This window comes from Variovorax sp. V213, assembly GCF_041154455.1.
In the GTDB taxonomy this organism is placed as follows: domain Bacteria; phylum Pseudomonadota; class Gammaproteobacteria; order Burkholderiales; family Burkholderiaceae_C; genus Variovorax.
Window position 1 is genome coordinate 3459594 of sequence record NZ_AP028664.1, and the last position, 18450, is coordinate 3478043.

General features: G+C 64.6%; 17 protein-coding genes. 16 read left to right on the forward strand and 1 reads right to left on the reverse strand.

What is annotated here, in order from left to right; translation table 11 throughout:
* Window positions 1–24 precede the first annotated feature (24 nt).
* The 10 genes from ACAM55_RS16465 (at window position 25) to ACAM55_RS16510 (ending at window position 12717) form a co-directional block, all read left to right on the forward strand.
* The gene (locus tag ACAM55_RS16465; protein WP_369652575.1) at window positions 25–1017 is read left to right on the forward strand and encodes a Bug family tripartite tricarboxylate transporter substrate binding protein; all 993 of its coding nucleotides are present in this window, start codon (window positions 25–27) and stop codon (window positions 1015–1017) included.
* Between the two features lie 142 nt (window positions 1018–1159).
* Complete coding sequence (gene asd / locus ACAM55_RS16470) at window positions 1160–2011, forward strand: archaetidylserine decarboxylase (protein ID WP_369652576.1); 852 nt, start codon at window positions 1160–1162, stop codon at window positions 2009–2011.
* Between the two features lie 179 nt (window positions 2012–2190).
* Window positions 2191–2658, forward strand: coding sequence for a winged helix-turn-helix transcriptional regulator (locus ACAM55_RS16475; RefSeq protein WP_369652577.1), 468 nt, complete (start codon window positions 2191–2193; stop codon window positions 2656–2658).
* A gap of 99 nt (window positions 2659–2757) precedes the next feature.
* Window positions 2758–3108 (forward strand): FKBP-type peptidyl-prolyl cis-trans isomerase, encoded by a 351-nt coding sequence (locus ACAM55_RS16480; protein WP_012746856.1) that lies wholly within the window; start codon window positions 2758–2760, stop codon window positions 3106–3108.
* A gap of 252 nt (window positions 3109–3360) precedes the next feature.
* Window positions 3361–3900, forward strand: coding sequence for a nucleotide exchange factor GrpE (gene grpE, locus ACAM55_RS16485; RefSeq protein ID WP_369652578.1), 540 nt, complete (start codon window positions 3361–3363; stop codon window positions 3898–3900).
* A 122-nt stretch (window positions 3901–4022) separates the two neighbouring features.
* A complete protein-coding gene (gene dnaK / locus ACAM55_RS16490; RefSeq protein ID WP_369652579.1) occupies window positions 4023–5960 on the forward strand; it encodes a molecular chaperone DnaK in 1938 nt (645 codons plus the stop codon).
* A gap of 97 nt (window positions 5961–6057) precedes the next feature.
* The gene (gene dnaJ / locus ACAM55_RS16495) at window positions 6058–7194 is read left to right on the forward strand and encodes a molecular chaperone DnaJ (protein WP_369652580.1); all 1137 of its coding nucleotides are present in this window, start codon (window positions 6058–6060) and stop codon (window positions 7192–7194) included.
* 727 nt (window positions 7195–7921) lie between these two features.
* Window positions 7922–9844, forward strand: coding sequence for a PrkA family serine protein kinase (locus ACAM55_RS16500; protein WP_369652581.1), 1923 nt, complete (start codon window positions 7922–7924; stop codon window positions 9842–9844).
* Window positions 9845–9892: 48 nt separating this feature from the next.
* On the forward strand, window positions 9893–11185 hold the full coding sequence (locus tag ACAM55_RS16505; RefSeq protein WP_369652582.1) for a YeaH/YhbH family protein: 1293 nt from the start codon (window positions 9893–9895) through the stop codon (window positions 11183–11185).
* A complete protein-coding gene (locus ACAM55_RS16510; RefSeq protein ID WP_369652583.1) occupies window positions 11182–12717 on the forward strand; it encodes a SpoVR family protein in 1536 nt (511 codons plus the stop codon). The genes ACAM55_RS16505 and ACAM55_RS16510 overlap by 4 nt, the downstream gene beginning before the upstream one ends.
* A 9-nt stretch (window positions 12718–12726) precedes the next feature.
* On the opposite strand, the gene aroQ is transcribed toward ACAM55_RS16510, so the two are convergent.
* Entirely contained in the window at window positions 12727–13167 is a 441-nt protein-coding gene (gene aroQ / locus ACAM55_RS16515) for a type II 3-dehydroquinate dehydratase (RefSeq protein ID WP_369652584.1), read from the reverse strand.
* Between the two features lie 74 nt (window positions 13168–13241).
* On the opposite strand from aroQ, the gene ACAM55_RS16520 reads away from it, so the two are divergent.
* From ACAM55_RS16520 to fghA, 6 genes are read left to right on the forward strand one after another with little or no spacing between them, the layout of a single operon-like run.
* Window positions 13242–13922, forward strand: coding sequence for a Rieske 2Fe-2S domain-containing protein (locus tag ACAM55_RS16520; protein ID WP_369652585.1), 681 nt, complete (start codon window positions 13242–13244; stop codon window positions 13920–13922).
* Window positions 13923–13939: 17 nt separating this feature from the next.
* Window positions 13940–14803 carry an aromatic ring-hydroxylating dioxygenase subunit alpha gene (locus ACAM55_RS16525; protein WP_369652586.1) on the forward strand — a complete coding sequence of 288 codons (864 nt, stop codon included), beginning with the start codon at window positions 13940–13942 and terminating at the stop codon, window positions 14801–14803.
* Window positions 14800–15438, forward strand: coding sequence for a glutathione S-transferase family protein (locus ACAM55_RS16530; protein ID WP_369652587.1), 639 nt, complete (start codon window positions 14800–14802; stop codon window positions 15436–15438). Before ACAM55_RS16525 ends, ACAM55_RS16530 begins: the two co-directional genes overlap by 4 nt.
* Window positions 15439–15490: 52 nt before the next feature.
* Window positions 15491–16597, forward strand: a complete 1107-nt coding sequence (locus tag ACAM55_RS16535; protein ID WP_369652588.1) for an S-(hydroxymethyl)glutathione dehydrogenase/class III alcohol dehydrogenase — start codon at window positions 15491–15493, stop codon at window positions 16595–16597.
* Window positions 16598–16619: 22 nt separating this feature from the next.
* Complete coding sequence (locus tag ACAM55_RS16540; protein ID WP_369652589.1) at window positions 16620–17543, forward strand: alpha/beta fold hydrolase; 924 nt, start codon at window positions 16620–16622, stop codon at window positions 17541–17543.
* Window positions 17540–18415, forward strand: a complete 876-nt coding sequence (gene fghA, locus ACAM55_RS16545; RefSeq protein ID WP_369652590.1) for an S-formylglutathione hydrolase — start codon at window positions 17540–17542, stop codon at window positions 18413–18415. Before ACAM55_RS16540 ends, fghA begins: the two co-directional genes overlap by 4 nt.
* The last annotated feature ends 35 nt before the right edge of the window (window positions 18416–18450 follow it).

The window sequence follows — 18450 nt, forward strand, 5'->3', positions numbered from 1 at the left end:
AACATCATCAAAGGAGATTTCGCAATGCAACGCCGCACACTGATTCGCACGGCCCTCGCCTCTTCCCTCGCCGCAAGCCTGCCCGCTTTCGCGCAGGGCCCCAACACCTGGCCCACGGGCAAGGCCATCACCTACCTCGTGCCCTTTCCCGCGGGCGGCACGACCGACGTGCTGGCCCGCCTGATCGGCCAGAAGCTCGGAACGGTGCTGGGCACCAGCGTGATCGTCGACAACAAGGGCGGCGCCGGCGGCAGCGTGGGCTCCGAGATCGGCGCGCGCGCCGCGCCCGATGGCTTCACGCTCGTCGGCGGCACCATCAGCTCGCACGCCATCAACGTGAGCCTGTACCCGAAGCTCGGCTACGACCCGCAGAAGTCGTTTGCGCCAGTGACGCTGATCGGCACCAACCCCCTGGTGCTGGTGGTGAACCAGGCCAGCCCCTACAAGACACTGAAGGACGTGCTGGAAGCCAGCAAGACCAAGTCGGGCGGGCTGTCGTCGGCATCGGCCGGCACGGGCACGTCGCAGCACCTGTCGCTCGAACTGCTGGCGTTCAAGTCGGGCGTGAAGTTCACGCACATTCCCTACAAGGGCAGCGGTCCGGCCATCCAGGACGTGATCGGCGGCCAGGTCGACATGATGTTCGACACCACCGTGGTGGCGGGCCCGCACGTGCAGAGCGGCAAGCTGCGCGCCATTGCAGTGACCTCGGCCAAGCGCCTGGCTTCGATGCCCGACGTGCCGACCGTTGCGGAGTCCGGCTTGCCGGGGCTGCAGGACTTCGAAGTGCTGTCGTGGCAGGCGATCTTCGTGCCCGCCGGCACGCCGGCGCCCGTCGTCGACCGGCTGCATGCCGAGATTCGCAAGATTCTTGCAACGCCCGAGATGCAGGACAAGCTCAAGGGCTTCGGCATGGAGCCCGCCGACCTGACCACGGCCAGGATCGCGGCCTTCCAGAAGTCCGAAGTCGAGAAGTGGGCCCAGGTGATCAAGGCGGCCGGCATCAAGGCGGACTGACGCCGGGCGACGTGCCTGCAAGGGGCGCCGCGTACGAACGAGGGGCCCCCGCATACAAGGGAAGCTTCCTAGGCCCGGCGCGCGGAGCCCTTTATAGAATGCCCCTCCGATTCGCATTCCAGGCACTCCACGCCTTTCACACGTGTCCGACCGCTCAGCCGTACTGCACCAATACCTGTTCCCGAAGCAGGCCCTGACGAACTTCGCCGGCTGGGTCGCAGGCAAGGAGCGCGGCGCCGTCACCACGTGGATCATCCGGCGCTTCGTGGCCAAGTACGGCGTCGACATGGGCGAAGCGCTCGAATCCGACATCAACTACTACAAGAGCTTCAACCAGTTCTTCACGCGTGCGCTCAAGCCCGGTGCCCGGCCTCTCGCAAAGGCCGATCTCGTGTGTCCGGTGGATGGCGCGATCAGCCAGTTCGGCGCCATCGAAGGCCACCAGATCTTCCAGGCCAAGGGCCACAACTACACGACCACCGCGCTGGTCGGGGGCGATGCGGCGCTTGCGAGCCAGTTCGCCCACGGCAGCTTCGCAACGCTGTACCTGAGCCCGAGGGACTACCACCGCATTCACATGCCCTGCGACGGGCGGCTGCTGCGCATGATCTACGTGCCCGGCGACCTGTTCTCGGTCAATCCGGCCACTGCGCGCGGCGTGCCAGGCCTGTTCGCGCGCAACGAGCGCGTGGTCTGCGTCTTCGAATCGGCGCGCGGGCCTTTCGTGCTCGTGCTGGTGGGCGCCACCATCGTCGGCAGCATGGAAACCGTGTGGCACGGCGTGGTCAATCCACCTCGCGGCGGCGAGCTGCGCGAGTGGCATTACGGCGACCAGCAGATCGTGCTCAAGCAGGGCGAGGAGATGGGCCGTTTCCTGCTCGGGTCCACCGTGGTCATGCTGTTCCCGCCGCCCGCGCTGGCTTTCAATCCGGAATGGTCGCCCACCCGTGCGGTCCGGCTGGGTGAAGCCATGGCAAATTTCGCAAATTTGTGAAGCTTTGTCTCAGGGGCCGCGTGCAGCATGCACCCGTAGCTATAAAACTAGTAGCATCATGATCCTTGCGCTATAGTCGCCGGCCAACGAGCGCCATAGCAGGCTACAAGCCACAAGAACGAGGCAACGGTCCTGCCCCCCAGGACCGATGTCCGACCAGCCCCGAGGAGATGATGTCGATGAGTACCAAGGAAAACGCAGCCGTCAGCCAGCTGCTCGCACTTCTCGAGGCCCGCTACGCCATGAGAGTGCTCTGGGCCTTGCGCGACGGCCACGCCCAGACCTTTCGCCTGTTGCAGGACAGCGTCGGCGGCATCACCCCCAACACGCTCAACACCCGCATCAAGGAATTGCGCGAGGCGGGCCTCGTCAGCCATGGCGGCGACGGCTACAGCCTGACCGTGAGCGGGCAAGACCTGCTCAAGCGGCTGTCGGACCTGCAGGCCTTCGCGGGCAAGTGGCAGCTGGGGCAGATCAAGAAGGCCGCGGCGCCCGCGACTGCCGCGACTGCGCCCCCTTCTTCTTCGCCGCCACCGTCTCTCTCGTCGTCTTCCGCCCCCTCGGCACCGTCCTCTTCGCCGACGGCGCCGCCTTCTTCCTCTCCTTCGGTGCCGCCCTCCAGCCCGCCTCCTGACACTGGCAATTGAGCGGGCTGGCCGGCGAGCTCCGGGGCGTCGGTAAACTTCGCGCCTTCGGTCTCTGCTTATCCATTCACATTCATTCCATTGACGCAAGGAGCGTTCGACATGCCTACCACCCCCTCCGGACTGCAATACGAAGACACCACCGTGGGCGACGGCGCTGAAGCCAAAGCCGGCCAGCACGTGCACGTGCACTACACCGGCTGGCTCTACAACGACGGCGTGCAAGGCGCCAAGTTCGATTCGAGCCGCGACCGCAACGACCCGTTCGCTTTCTCGCTGGGCGCGGGCCAGGTCATCAAGGGCTGGGATGAAGGCGTTGCCGGCATGAAGATCGGCGGCAAGCGCACGCTGATCATTCCCGCATCGCTCGGCTATGGCGCACGCGGCGCCGGCGGTGTGATCCCCCCGAACGCCACCCTGAAGTTCGACGTCGAGCTGCTCGACGCGCATTGAAGGCTCGCCCCCCAGGGCTGCGCCGCTAGCCTCCCCCTGACCGGGGGCCACACCTGCGGCCCGGCAAAGCCGGTTCCGCGGTGTTCCTGGAAGAAATCCAGCGCTTTTGTTCCCGTTGCGGCTCTTGGAGCCGCATTTTTTCGCTTGAAAAGCCCCTGACCAGCCCCAAGTGGCTGGCTATCGTTTGTTTCCCGGCACACGCCGGTTCTTTGAAAAATGTCTGACCCGCAACAATCCGCTCAGAATTCGCAAATGCTGCAAGGCGAGCCAAGCCCCGAAGAACTGGAGGCCGCGCAGGCTGCCAACGAAGCCGAGGCGCAAGACGCCCTGGCCGTGGCCCAAGGCGAGCTTGCCGCCCTGCAGACCAAGAACGCCGAACTGGCCGATCAATACCTGCGCGCCCAGGCCGACGTCCAGAACGCCCGCCGCCGCGCCGACGACGAGATCACCAAGGCCCGCAAGTTCGCGGTCGAGGCCTTTGCCGAGAGCCTGCTGCCCGTGACGGACAGCCTCGAAGCCGGCCTGGCCATCAAGGACGCCACCCCGGAGCAGATCCGCGAAGGCGCCGAGGCCACGCTGCGCCAGCTGAAGAGCGCACTCGAGCGCAACAAGGTGATCGAGGTGGCGCCCGCCCCCGGCAGCAAGTTCGACCCGCACCAGCACCAGGCCATCTCGGTGGTGCCCGCTCCCGAGCAGGAACCCAACACCGTGGTGAGCGTGCTCCAGAAGGGCTACACCATCAACGACCGCGTGCTGCGCCCGGCGCTGGTCACGGTCAGCGCGCCGAAGTAATCGGCCCCTGCCGGGCCACACACACGATTCCCACAGGAAATCCCCGCTTCATACCTTGAATCGCACCGGGTTATCCACAAGTTCATAACAACACATTTTTCAGGCTTTCAGGAGTAAAGAACATGGCAAAGATCATCGGCATCGACCTCGGCACCACCAACTCGTGCGTGTCGATCATGGAAGGCAACACCACGCGTGTGATCGAGAACTCGGAAGGTGCGCGCACCACGCCATCGATCGTGGCTTACCAGGAAGACGGCGAAGTGCTGGTCGGTGCCTCGGCCAAGCGCCAGGCGGTCACCAACCCGAAGAACACGCTGTACGCGATCAAGCGCCTGATCGGCCGCAAGTTCGAAGAAAAAGAAGTCCAGAAGGACATCGACCTGATGCCCTACACCATCGCGAAGGCCGACAACGGCGACGCATGGGTGGAAGTGCGCGGCAAGAAGATCGCTCCGCAGCAGGTCAGCGCTGACATCCTGCGCAAGATGAAGAAGACCGCCGAAGACTATCTCGGCGAGCCCGTGACCGAAGCCGTGATCACGGTGCCGGCCTACTTCAACGACGCCCAGCGCCAGGCCACCAAGGACGCCGGCCGTATCGCGGGCCTGGACGTCAAGCGCATCATCAACGAGCCCACCGCTGCAGCCCTGGCCTTCGGCCTCGACAAACAGGACAAGGCCGACCGCAAGATTGCCGTGTATGACCTCGGCGGCGGTACCTTCGACATCTCGATCATCGAAATTGCAGACGTCGACGGCGAGAAGCAGTTCGAAGTGCTGTCGACCAACGGCGACACCTTCCTGGGCGGCGAAGACTTCGACCAGCGCATCATCGACTACATCATTGCCGAGTTCAAGAAAGAGCAAGGCGTCGACCTGAGCAAGGACGTGCTCGCGCTGCAGCGCCTGAAGGAAGCCGCCGAAAAGGCCAAGATCGAGCTGTCGAACAGCGCCCAGACCGACATCAACCTGCCCTACATCACGGCCGATGCCTCGGGTCCGAAGCACCTGAACATCAAGCTCACGCGCGCCAAGCTCGAAAGCCTGGTCGACGAGCTGGTCGAGCGCACCATTGCGCCCTGCCGCCTGGCCATCAAGGACGCCGGCATCAGCGTGTCCGACATCAACGACGTGATCCTGGTCGGCGGCATGACCCGCATGCCCAAGGTGCAGGAAAAGGTGAAGGCCTTCTTCGGCAAGGAGCCGCGCAAGGACGTGAACCCGGACGAAGCCGTGGCCGTCGGCGCCGCCATCCAGGGCCAGGTGCTCTCGGGCGACCGCAAGGACGTGCTGCTGCTCGACGTAACCCCGCTGTCGCTGGGCATCGAGACCATGGGCGGCGTGATGACCAAGATGATCACGAAGAACACCACGATCCCGACGAAGTTCGCGCAGACCTTCTCCACGGCCGAAGACAACCAGCCGGCCGTGACCATCAAGGTGTTCCAGGGCGAACGCGACATTGCCTCGGGCAACAAGCTGCTCGGCGAGTTCAACCTCGAGGGCATTCCGCCGGCATCGCGCGGCACGCCTCAGATCGAGGTGAGCTTCGACATCGACGCCAACGGCATCCTGCACGTGGGCGCCAAGGACAAGGGCACCGGCAAGGAAAACAAGATCACCATCAAGGCCAACTCGGGCCTCTCGGAGGACGAGATCCAGAAGATGGTGAAGGACGCCGAACTCAACGCGGCCGACGACAAGAAGAAGCTCGAGATCGTGCAGGCCCGCAACCAGGGCGAAGCCATGGTGCACAGCGTGAAGAAGTCGCTCGGCGAGCACGGCGCGAGCCTGGACGCCGGCGAGAAGGAAAAGATCGAAGCCGCGATCAAGGACCTGGAAGAAGCCCTCAAAGGCGAGGACAAGGCCTCGATTGAGGAAAAGACCAACACGCTGATGACCGCGAGCCAGAAGCTCGGCGAAAAGATGTATGCGGATGCGCAGGCCGCGGCAGGCGCCGCTGGCGGCCCGGGCGCCACTGCTGGCCCGGAAGCTGCAAGCGCCCCGGCCGATGACAACGTGGTCGACGCCGAAGTCAAGGAAGTCAAGAAAGGCTGAGCTTCAGCCCTTTGAACAAGGCTGGATCACCTGATCGGGTGGTCCAGCCTTTCTCGCTTCAAGTTACGGCTTCCCGCCCGCCCCGACCGAATCAGCCATGGCCACAAAACGCGACTACTACGAGACCCTCGGCGTTCCCAAGAACGCGAGCGAGGAGGAAATCAAGAAGGCTTATCGCAAGCTTGCGATGAAGCACCACCCGGACCGCAACCACGGCGACACCAGCAAGGACGCCGAGGCCAAGTTCAAGGAGGTCAAGGAAGCCTACGAAATGCTGTCCGACGGACAGAAGCGCGCAGCCTACGACCAGTACGGCCACGCCGGTGTCGACCCGAACATGCGCGGCGGCCCCGGCGCCGACGGCTTCGGCGGCTTTGCCGAGGCCTTTGGCGACATCTTCGGCGACGTGTTCGGCGGCGGACGCGGCCGCACCAGCGGTGGCCGCCAGGTGTTCCGCGGCAGCGACCTGAGCTATGCCATGGAAGTCACGCTGGAAGAAGCGGCCGACGGCAAGGAAGCGCAGATCCGCATCCCGAGCTGGGACGACTGCGGCACCTGCCACGGCTCCGGCGCCAAGCCGGGCACCAAGCCCATTACCTGCACAACCTGTCACGGTGCTGGCGCAGTGCAGATGCGCCAGGGGTTTTTCAGCGTGCAACAAACCTGCCCTACCTGCCACGGCAGCGGCAAGATCATTCCCGAGCCCTGCGCGGTGTGCCATGGCCAGGGAAAGATCAAGAACAACAAGACGCTCGAAGTCAAGATCCCGGCCGGCATCGACGACGGTATGCGCATTCGCAGCACCGGCAACGGCGAACCGGGCACCAATGGCGGGCCGCCCGGCGACCTGTACATCGAGATCCGCCTCAAGAAGCACGAGCTGTTCGAGCGCGACGGCGACGACCTGCATTGCGTGGTGCCCGTGAGCATGACCACGGCAGCGCTGGGCGGCGAGATCAGCGTGCCCACGCTCAAGGGTGCCGCGGCCATCGACATTCCCGACGGCACCCAGAGCGGCAAACAGTTCCGCCTGCGCGGCAAGGGCATCAAGGGCGTGCGCTCGAGCTATCCGGGCGACCTGTACTGCCATGTGCGCGTCGAAACGCCGGTCAAGCTCACCGAGCACCAGCGCAAGCTGCTGAAGGAGCTCGACGACTCCCTCAAGAAGGGCGGCGACAAGCACAGCCCGACCGACAAGGGATGGTTCGACAAGGCCAAGGAATTCTTCAGCTGAGAAGACGCACCCGAATGCGGCAGGCGCACTTCGCTGCGCCCTGCTGCTTCGCTCCACCCGGCGCCCATCAGCGGCCGGGCTCCGATTCCCCAGGTTTTTCAAGCAGTTAGGAGCGGCCTCAGGGCGCGGCTTCGGCGCTGCACGCCTTCGCGCACGCGAACGGTGCCTGCCGACCTTGTTCGGTGCTGCGCACCATGACGCATCCTCCTCAGAATCACGCTGACCGCGCCTTGGCGCGCTTTCCCACGCTCACATGCGCGACATGCCCATCAAAAGATGGCGCGGGGATTGCTTTTATATTTTTTTCGATTGAGCAATAAACCCAAACAGCATGCGGCGCGTTATTGGTGTGTAACAGCTTTGAGCCGCTCGATGCTCTTTAGGAGGTGCTTTCGCCGGAAAAGATGCAATGACTGCATATGCCGATCGCCATAGGTATTTTCACTGGGCGGAGGGGTCGCGCGAAGTTCGATTGCCGAACCCTGAAATTTAGCTGGAATTGCCAAATGGTGCGGGTTTTTCTCAGGAACTTTACTCGGCACTGTGGTTCTGATTTAACAAAGAATTTTCCGGGTGCACTCTTTGCTTTATGCTGTTTGTGAAGATGTGATTAAGGGAGTTTTCCACGGCTTGCAGCCATGGGCGGGCACACCTTTAAAAAGTTGCGACGCGTTGGGCTGCAGGCCTTCGGGGCCGATAAACCCGCAGACCTGATGGAGGCGTGACCATGGATGTGATCAGCAACTTTGCCGCCCGTTACGAGCGCACCCGCGAGGAGGTCCTGTCGCTGCAGGACTACCTGGATATTTGCAAACGCGATCCCACAGCGTATGCCACTGCTTCCGAGCGGATGCTCAAGGCCATCGGCGAACCCGAGCTGGTCGACACGCGCAACGACTCCCGGCTTTCGCGAATCTTCGCGAACAAGGTCATCAAGATCTATCCGGCGTTCAAGGAGTTCTACGGCATGGAGGACGCCATCGAGCAGGTGGTGTCGTACTTCAGGCATGCCGCCCAGGGGCTCGAGGAGAAGAAGCAGATCCTCTACCTGCTCGGTCCCGTAGGCGGCGGCAAGAGTTCGATCGCCGAGCGCCTGAAGCAGCTCATGGAGCACGTGCCGTTCTATGCGATCCAGGGTTCGCCGGTCAACGAAACGCCGCTGGGCCTGTTCGACGCCGCCGAGGATGGCGAGATCCTCGAGAAGGAGTACGGCATCCCCCGTCGCTACCTCAACCGCATTCTTTCGCCCTGGGCCGTCAAGCGGCTCGAGGAGTACGGCGGCGACATCCGCCAGTTCAAGGTCGTCAAGCGCTATCCGTCCGTGCTGCGGCAGATCGCGGTCGCCAAGACCGAACCGGGCGACGAGAACAACCAGGACATTTCTTCGCTGGTCGGCAAGATCGACATCCGCAAGCTCGAAACCTATGCCCAGGACGATCCCGACGCCTACGCCTATTCGGGTGGCCTGTGCCTGGCCAACCAGGGCCTGCTGGAGTTCGTGGAAATGTTCAAGGCACCCATCAAGGTGCTGCACCCCCTGCTCACGGCCACGCAGGAAGGCAACTTCAAGGGCACCGAGGGCTTCGGTGCCATTCCGTTCGACGGCATCGTGCTGGCACACAGCAACGAGAGCGAATGGAAGGCCTTCCGCAACAACAAGAACAACGAGGCTTTCCTCGACCGGATCTACATCGTCAAGGTGCCCTACTGCCTGCGCGCCTCGGAAGAAATCAAGATCTACGAGAAGCTGGTGCGCAACTCTTCGCTCTCCAAGGCGCCATGCGCGCCCGGAACGATGCGCATGATGGCCCAGCTCTCGGTGCTCACGCGCCTGAAGGAGCCGGAGAACTCCAGCATCTACAGCAAGATGCAGGTGTACGACGGCGAGAACCTGAAGGACACCGACCCGAAGGCCAAGTCGATCCAGGAATACCGCGACTACGCCGGGGTGGACGAAGGCATGAGCGGCGTGTCCACGCGCTTTGCCTTCAAGATCATCTCGAAGGTGTTCAACTTCGACAGCTCCGAGGTGGCGGCCAACCCGGTGCACCTGATGTATGTGCTCGAGCAACAGATCGAGCGCGAGCAGTTCCCGCCGGAAACCGAGCAGAAGTACATCAGCTACATCAAGGAGCTGCTGGCGCCGCGCTATGCCGAGTTCATCGGCAAGGAGATCCAGACCGCCTACCTCGAGAGCTACAGCGAATACGGCCAGAACATCTTCGATCGCTACGTGACCTACGCCGACTACTGGATCCAGGACCAGGAGTTCCGCGACGTGGACACAGGCGAAGTGTTCGACCGCGCCTCGCTCAACGCCGAACTCGAGAAGATCGAGCGGCCTGCAGGCATCGGCAATCCAAAGGACTTCCGCAACGAGATCGTCAACTTCGTGCTGCGCGCGCGCGCCGGCAACGCCGGCCGCAACCCCGCCTGGACCAGCTACGAGAAGCTGCGCGCGGTGATCGAGAAGAAGATGTTCTCCAACACCGAGGAACTCCTTCCGGTGATCAGCTTCAACACCAAGAGCAGCGCCGACGAGCAGAAGAAGCACGAGGACTTCGTGACCCGCATGGTCGAGAAAGGCTATACGGCCAAGCAGGTTCGCCTGCTCTGCGAGTGGTACCTGCGGGTGCGCAAGAGTTCATAACGACGACGCCTCAATCGTCCTCTTTTTGCAAGGAGCTTAGACACCATCGTGGCCATCCTGCAGCAGATCATCGACCGCCGGCTATCGGGCAAGAACAAGTCCATTGGCAACCGTGAGCGCTTTCTCCGGCGCTACAAGGGACAGATCCAGGAAGCGGTGCGGCGCGCCGTCAGCGGCCGCAACATCCGCGAACTGGAGCAAGGCGAAGACGTGACCCTGCCCCGCCACGATGTGTCCGAACCGGTGTTCGGGCATGCGCGCGGGGGCGATCGGGAGTACGTGCATCCGGGCAACCAGGAGTACCTGAAAGGCGATCGCATCGCGCGGCCCGAAGGCCAGGCCGGCGGCGGCTCGGGCAGCGGCGAGGCCGGGGATGGCGGCGAAGGCGAAGACGACTTCGTGTTCCGCCTCACGCGCGAAGAATTCATGCGCGTCTTCTTCGATGACCTCGCACTGCCGCACCTCATTCGCACGCAAATCGCCGAGGTGCCCGAATGGAAGAGCCATCGGGCGGGCTTCACGAGCGACGGTTCGCCCAACAACCTGCATGTGGTGCGCTCGATGCGCGGCGCCCTGGCACGGCGCATTGCACTCGGCGGCGAGCCGCGCAAGGAACTGAAGCGCCTCGAAGCCCATCTGCTGCACCTGAGGGCGCACCCGCAGGCCACCCAGGCCCTGGTCGCGAACGAAATCCGGGAAACCGAAGAGCAGATCGAAGAGTTGCGCCGCACCATGCGGCATGTGCCCTATATCGACCCCATCGACCTGCGCTACCGCAACCGCGTGAAGACACCCGTGCCCAGCGCCAAGGCCGTGATGTTCTGTCTCATGGACGTGTCGGGATCGATGGACGAGGCGCGCAAGGACATGGCCAAGCGCTTCTTCATGCTGCTGTACATGTTCCTCACGCGGCACTACGAGAGGATCGACCTCGTGTTCCTGCGACACCACACGCAGGCGCAGGAAGTGACCGAGGAAGAGTTCTTCCACGCCACGGAAACCGGCGGCACCGTGGTGTCGAGCGCGCTGGTGCTCATGGACGAGATCATCAAGGCGCGCTACCCGAGCGGCGAATGGAACGTCTACGGCGCGCAAGCCAGCGACGGCGACAACTGGCACCAGGACAGCGGCCGATGCCGCGAACTGCTGGTGGACAGCATCCTGCCCGTGGTGCGCTACTACGCCTACGTGCAGGTCGCGGAAACCGAGCAGAACCTGTGGCAGGAGTACGCGCAGCTCGAAGGCACACAGCCCAACTTCGCGATGCGCAAGGTGTCGGACGCACGGGATATCTACCCCGTGTTCCGCGACCTCTTCAAGAAGGAAGGAGTGCCCGCATGACTTCCGAGCACCCTCCCCTGGAACGCCTGGAGCGCCTGCCCAGCCCTTCCGACTGGACTTTCGACCTCATCGAGACCTACCACACCGAGATCGCGAAAACGGCCAGGGGCTTCGGTCTCGATGTGTATCCGAACCAGCTCGAGGTGATTACCGCCGAGCAGATGATGGACGCCTATGCCAGCGTTGGCATGCCCATGATCTACCGCCACTGGTCGTACGGCAAGCAGTTCATCACCACCGAGAAGAACTATCGCCGCGGCCACATGGGGCTGGCCTACGAGATCGTCATCAACTCCGACCCGTGCATTGCCTACCTGATGGAAGAAAACACCATGGCCATGCAGGCCCTGGTGATCGCGCATGCGGCCTACGGCCACAACAGCTTCTTCAAGGGCAACTACCTGTTCCGGATGTGGACCGACGCATCCTCGATCATCGACTACCTCGTCTATGCGCGGCACTACATTGCCGAGTGCGAGGAGCGCCACGGACTCGACGCGGTGGAGCAGTTGCTCGACTCCTGCCATGCGCTCATGAACTACGGCGTCGACCGCTATCGCCGTCCGCAGAAGCGCTCGCTGGCGCGAGAAGGCGCGCAGCGCGCGGAGCGCGAGCGCTACATGCAGCAGCAGGTCAACGATCTCTGGCGCACGCTGCCGCGCAAGAGCGAGCAGGCCGCGGAGTCAGACCCGTCCCGCCGCTTTCCGTCGGAACCGCAGGAGAACCTGCTCTATTTCATCGAGAAGAATGCCGCGCTGCTGGAGCCGTGGCAGCGCGAGGTGGTGCGCATCGTGCGCAAGATCGCGCAGTATTTCTATCCGCAGCGCCAGACGCAGGTCATGAACGAGGGCTGGGCCACCTTCTGGCACTACACCCTGCTGAACACCATGTACGACCGCGGCCAGCTTGCCGACGGCTTCATGATGGAATGGCTCAGCTCGCACACCGGAGTGATCTTTCAGCCGCCCGTCGGGCATCGCGCCTACAGCGGCATCAACCCCTATGCGCTGGGCTTCTCGATGTTCACCGAGCTGCGGCGCATCTGCCAGAACCCGACTGAGGAAGACCGCCGCTGGTTTCCCGATTTCGCGGGCACCGACTGGGTCAAGACGCTCGACTATGCCATGCGCAACTTCAAGGACGAGAGTTTTGTGGGCCAGTTCCTGAGCCCGAAGACCATGCGTGATTTCAGGCTGTTCGCGATCCGCGACCACCAGAGCGAACCCGAGCTCGAGGTGTCCGCCATTCACGACGACAGCGGCTATCACGTGCTGCGCGAATCGCTGTCACGCCAATACGATATCGGCAGCAGGGAGCCCGACATCCAGGTGTGGAACGTCAACATGCGCGGCGACCGCGCCCTGACGCTGCGCCACACCCAGCGCAACAACCTGCCGTTGCACGACGATGCGGAAGAAGTGCTCAAGCACGTCGCGCGGCTGTGGGGCTTCGACGTGCATCTGGAGAGCGTCGACGCCCAGGGACATATCAGCCGCAGTTGGAAGGCCGCGGCTCCAAAGCAGTTTGACTGACCCGCAGGCTCAGGGCACCAGGGCCGCAATGGCCAGTGCGTAGCCCTTCACGCCCAGGCCCACGATGATGCCGCGCGCCGCCGGCGAAATGTACGAGCGGTGGCGAAACTCCTCGCGCGCGTGCACGTTCGAGATGTGCAGCTCGATCAACGGCACGCTCGCGCCCTTGATGGCGTCGTGCAGCGCAATCGAGGTGTGGGTGTAGGCACCCGGGTTCATCACCACCCCGAGCATGTTGCCTGCGGCCACCTCGCGTCCGGCTTCATGGATCCAGTCGATCAGGATGCCTTCGTGGTTCGACTGGCGGCATTCGATCTCGACACCGTGCTTTGCACCCGCCTCCGCGCACAGGCGCTCGACGTCGGCCAGCGTGTCGCGTCCGTATTGCTCTGGCTCGCGCGTGCCGAGCAGGTTGAGATTGGGGCCGTTGAGGACGAGTATTTTCTTCATGATGATGGCGGTCGGAGCGAGCCGCCATTATCGGCGAGCGCCATCGCAATGACTTGCGATAAGGTAACGCGATCATGAGCGCAGACAGCAGCATTTCAACCTGGCACCCGGTGGCTCGCTCGGCCGAGCTGCGCCCCGGCGCCAACATCGTCGCCGGCTTTGCAAAGGGCCAGGAGCTCGCGCTCTGGCGGTCAGCCGACGGCGCACCGCAGGCATGGGAAAACCGCTGCCCGCACCGCAGCGTGCGCTTCACGCTGGGGCACGTGATGAAAGACCGCCTCTCCTGCGCCTACCACGGCTGGCAGTACGCCGCGGGCAGCGGCCAGTGCACCCGCATTCCTGCGCACCCCGACATGCAACCGCCGCGCAATGTCTGCGCGAAGGTGTTCAGCGCGGTCGATGCGGCCGGCATGCTGTGGGTCCATCTCGCAGCCGAGGAGCCGCCGCCTCCGCCGCGGGACGATGCCGTTCCCCCGGGTTGGTCGTTCTGTCGCACGCTCAGCGTGCGCGCCGATTCGGCCAGTGTGCGCAATGCGCTCGACGCGCGGGGTTTCATGCCGGATGCGGCATCGCCCGCCTTGCACGGCGCGCTCGGCCATATCGCGACCGCGGCGCTGGTGCTCGATGCCCAAGCGGGGTTGGCCTTCATCCACCTCTGGACCGATGCAGCGCCCGGCACCGAAGCAATGAAGGCGCTGCACGTCGCCGCACGCGGCCTGCGCGGTGAGATCGAGGCACGGCAGCCGGCCGCCTGAGCGAAAGAAAAAGTCCCATGTCCTTCATCACCGACGACCCCAACATGCTCGATGACTGGCTGGTCGCCGGCCCCGCCACCGCGCTGGCCGGCACCTCTGAAGCAAGGCCCCGCGCAGCACGCCTGCTCGGCGAAACGCTGCAGCTCTGGGGTGATGCGGCCGGCACGCCGCAATGCCGGCTGGGCTCGCAGGCGCTGGCCGTCCAGTCGCGCCATGGTTATCTTTGGGTCTGCCCCGGCGGCACGCCCGCGCGGCCGTTGTTCGACTTTCCGGAATACGGCGAAGCCGGGCGCCGCATCGTCGATTGCGGCGCCATCGGCGTGGCCGTGTCGGGGCTGCGCGTGATCGAGAACTTTCTGGACATGGCGCACTTTCCCTTCGTGCACGCCGACGTGCTGGGCAAGGTGCCGCACACCGAGGTGGCCACGTACCAGGTGCGCATCGAACCCGGCACTGGAGAAATCTGGGCCACCGATTGCCGCTTCTGGCAGCCGCGCGCCTCGGCGGCCCACGACAGTGGCAGCGAGGTGCTCTACAAGTACCGGGTGATGCAGCCGCTCACCGCCATGCTCTACAAGTCGAGCCACCGCGCCGGCAAGCTCGATGCCATCGGCCTGTTCCTGCAACCGCTGGACGATGAGCACGTGATCGCCCACACGCTTCTTGCCTGCTACGACGACACGTCGACAGATGCCGAACTCATCGCGTTCCAGCACACGATCTTCGGGCAGGACAAGCCGATCCTCGAGAACCACGCCTTCAAGCGCATGCCGCTCGAAGGCCGCGCCGAAACGCCGACACGCGGCGACACATCGTCCGTCACCTACCGGCGCTGGCTGCGCGAGCGCGGGATGCGCTTCGGCGTGAGGCAGGCCGCATGATCCGGCTCTACGACTACGCGCTGTCGGGCAACTGCTTCAAGGTGCGGCAGATGCTCGCCTGGCTCGGCGTGGACTACCAGAGCGTGCCGGTCGACTTCCATCCCGGCCGCGAGCACAAGTCGGCCGCCTTCCTGGCGCAGGTCAACCCGCTCGGGCAGCTTCCGGTGATCGACGACGATGGTTTCGTGCTGCGCGACGCGCAGGCCATCCTCGTCTATCTCGCGAGCCAGCACGACACCCATGGCCACTGGTACCCGGGCGACCCGCAGTTGCGCGGCCAGATCGCGATGTGGTTCGCCACCGCCGACGAAATCACCCGCACCGCGTCGGCGGCGCGGCTGCACGATGTTTTCGGCTACGAGCATTTCGACATCGAGGCCTGCCGGCGCGGCGCGCATGTGGTCTTTCGCATGCTCGACGACCACCTGGCCGAGCGCGCGAGCGACAGGCTCCAGTGGCTGGCCGGGCCGCACGCCACCGTGGCCGACCTGGCCTGCTTCCCGTACGTGGCGCTGGCCGGCGAAGGTGGAATATCCCTGGACGAATATCCGGCGTTGCGAAGCTGGGTCTGGGACTTTCGCCACCTGCCCGGGTTCATCGGAATGTCGGGTATCTTTGCTGCGGGTCCAGCCTGAACGCGGTCTGGGTATCCTTGCCTGTCTCATCCCCTCTTTGCCCTGAAGCCCCATGAAAACCAAAGCTGCCGTCGCCTGGAAATCCGGAGACCCCCTCACCATCGAAACCGTCGACCTCGAGGGCCCGAAGTTCGGCGAGGTGCTGGTCGAGATCAAGGCCACCGGCATCTGCCACACCGACTACTACACGCTCTCGGGCGCCGACCCCGAAGGCATCTTTCCCGCCATCCTCGGCCATGAAGGCGCGGGCATCGTCGTCGACGTGGGCCCCGGCGTCACCACGCTCAAGAAGGGCGACCACGTCATTCCGCTCTATACGCCCGAATGCCGCCAGTGCAAGTTCTGCCTGTCGCGCAAGACCAACCTGTGCCAGCTGATCCGCGGCACGCAGGGCAAGGGCCTGATGCCCGATGCCACCAGCCGCTTCAGCCTGGACGGCAAGCCGATCTTTCACTACATGGGGACGTCGACCTTCAGCAATTACACGGTCGCCCCTGAAATTTCGCTGGCCAAGATCCGCGAGGACGCGCCGTTCGACAAGGTCTGCTACATCGGCTGCGGCGTCACCACGGGCATCGGCGCCGTGATCTTCACCGCCAAGGTGGAAGCCGGCGCCAACGTGGTGGTGTTCGGCCTCGGCGGCATCGGCCTGAACGTGATCCAGGGCGCCAGGATGGTGGGCGCCGACAAGATCATCGGCGTCGACCTGAACCCCGAGCGCGAGGCCATGGCGCGCAAGTTCGGCATGACGCACTTCATCAACCCGAAGGACACCGAGAACGTGGTCGATGCCATCGTGCAGCTGACCGACGGCGGCGCCGACTACAGCTTCGAGTGCATCGGCAACACCAAGGTGATGCGCCAGGCGCTCGAATGCACGCACAAGGGCTGGGGCCGCAGCATCATCATCGGCGTGGCCGAGGCGGGTGCCGAGATCAGCACGCGTCCGTTCCAGCTGGTCACCGGCCGCAAGTGGGAAGGCTCGGCCTTCGGCGGCGCGCGCGGCCGCACCGACGTGCCCAAGATCGTCGACTGGTACATGGAAGGCAAGATCAACATCGACGACCTGATCACGCACACCATGCCGCTCGAAGACATCAACAAGGGCTTCGACCTCATGAAGCGCGGCGAATCCATCCGCGGCGTGGTTCTGTACTGACCCCCTGAAGAGAACGCCCGCCATGAACCGCATGGAACCCTTGCGCAAGATCGAAGCGGGCGTTCTGGAAGTTGCGTACTTCGAAGCCGGCCCGGCGGACGGCCCGCCCGTGCTGCTGATGCACGGCTTTCCCTACGACATCCACACCTACGCCGAAGTGGCGCCAATGCTCGCCGGCCAGGGCTGCCGCGTCATCGTGCCCTACCTGCGGGGCTACGGCGCCACGCGCTTCCTGAGCGACGCCACGCCGCGCTCCGGCGAACAGGCGGCCCTCGGCGCCGACCTGCTCGCGCTGCTCGATGCCCTCGCCATTCCGCGCGCGGTGCTCGCGGGCTACGACTGGGGCGGGCGCGCCGCCTGCGTGGTGGCGGCACTGTGGCCCGAGCGCTGCGCGGGACTGGTCTCGTTCAACAGCTACAACATCCAGGACATCGCGAAGGCGATGGCGCCCGACACGCCCGCGAACGAGCACAGCCTCTGGTACCAGTATTACTTTCACAGCGAGCGCGGCCGCGCCGGGCTGGCGAAGGACCGCAAGGCGCTCACCCGTCTGCTGTGGCAGCTCTGGTCGCCCACGTGGAAGTTCGACGACGCCACGTTCGAGCGCAGCGCCGCCGCCTTCGACAATCCCGACTTCGTCGACGTGGTGATCCACTCGTACCGGCATCGCTTCGGGCTCGTTGCGGGCGACCCGGCCTACGCCTACATCGAGCGCCGCCTGGCCGCGCAACCGGCGATCGCCGTGCCCAGCATCACCTTCGACGGCATTGACGACGGGGTGCGCCCGCCCGCCGACGCCTCGGCCCATGCACACCGCTTCAGCGGGCCGCGCTCGCACCGCCTGGTGCCCGGCGTCGGCCACAACATGCCCCAGGAGGCGCCGCGCATCTTTGCCGACGCCGTGCTCGAACTCGTGCCCGCACGCCACAACAACACTGCCCGATGACCGACTTTCTCAAGACCCTTTCCGAGCACCATGCCTTCGGCGGCGTGCAGAGCTTCCACGAGCACGCCTCGCACGAAATCGGCCTGCCGATGCGCTTCTCGGTCTACCTGCCGCCGCAAGCCGCGAACGAGCGCGTACCGGCCCTGCTCTACCTGGCGGGGCTGACCTGCAATGAGGAAACCTTCGCAGTGAAAGCCGGCGCGCAGCGCATGGCCGCCAGCCTGGGCCTGGCGCTGATCGCACCCGACACCAGCCCGCGCGGGAGCGCCGTCGAAAGCCTGCCTGGCGCCACCGCCAACTGGGATTTCGGCATTGGCGCAGGTTTCTACCTGGACGCTACCGAGGCGCCCTGGTCCGCCCACTGGCGCATGGAAAGCTGGATCGTGCACGAGCTGCTGCCCTTCGTTGCGCGGCACTTCGCCATCGACGACCAGCGCCTGGGCATCTGCGGCCATTCGATGGGCGGCCACGGCGCGCTCACGCTCGCGCTGCGGCACCCCGGGCGCTTCAAGTCGCTGTCGGCGTTTGCCCCCATCTGCGCGCCCACGCAATGCCCCTGGGGCGAAAAGGCGTTCAGCGGCTACCTGGGCGGGCCGGGCGGCGACCGGGCGCAGTGGCTTGCGCACGACGCCAGCGCACTGATGAAATCGCAGATCGCCGCGCCCTACCCCCAGGGCATCCTGATCGACCAGGGCCTCTCCGACAAATTCCTTGCCGAGCAGCTCTACCCGGAGGCCTTCGAGGCCGCCTGCTTTGCCGCCAGCCAGCCAGTCACGCTGCGCCGGCATGCGGGCTACGACCACGGCTACTACTTCATCCAGACTTTCATGGCGGACCACGTCGCGCACCACGCACAGACGCTGAACGGCTGATCGACCTCGGGGTACGGGCGCCGTATCATGGAGCG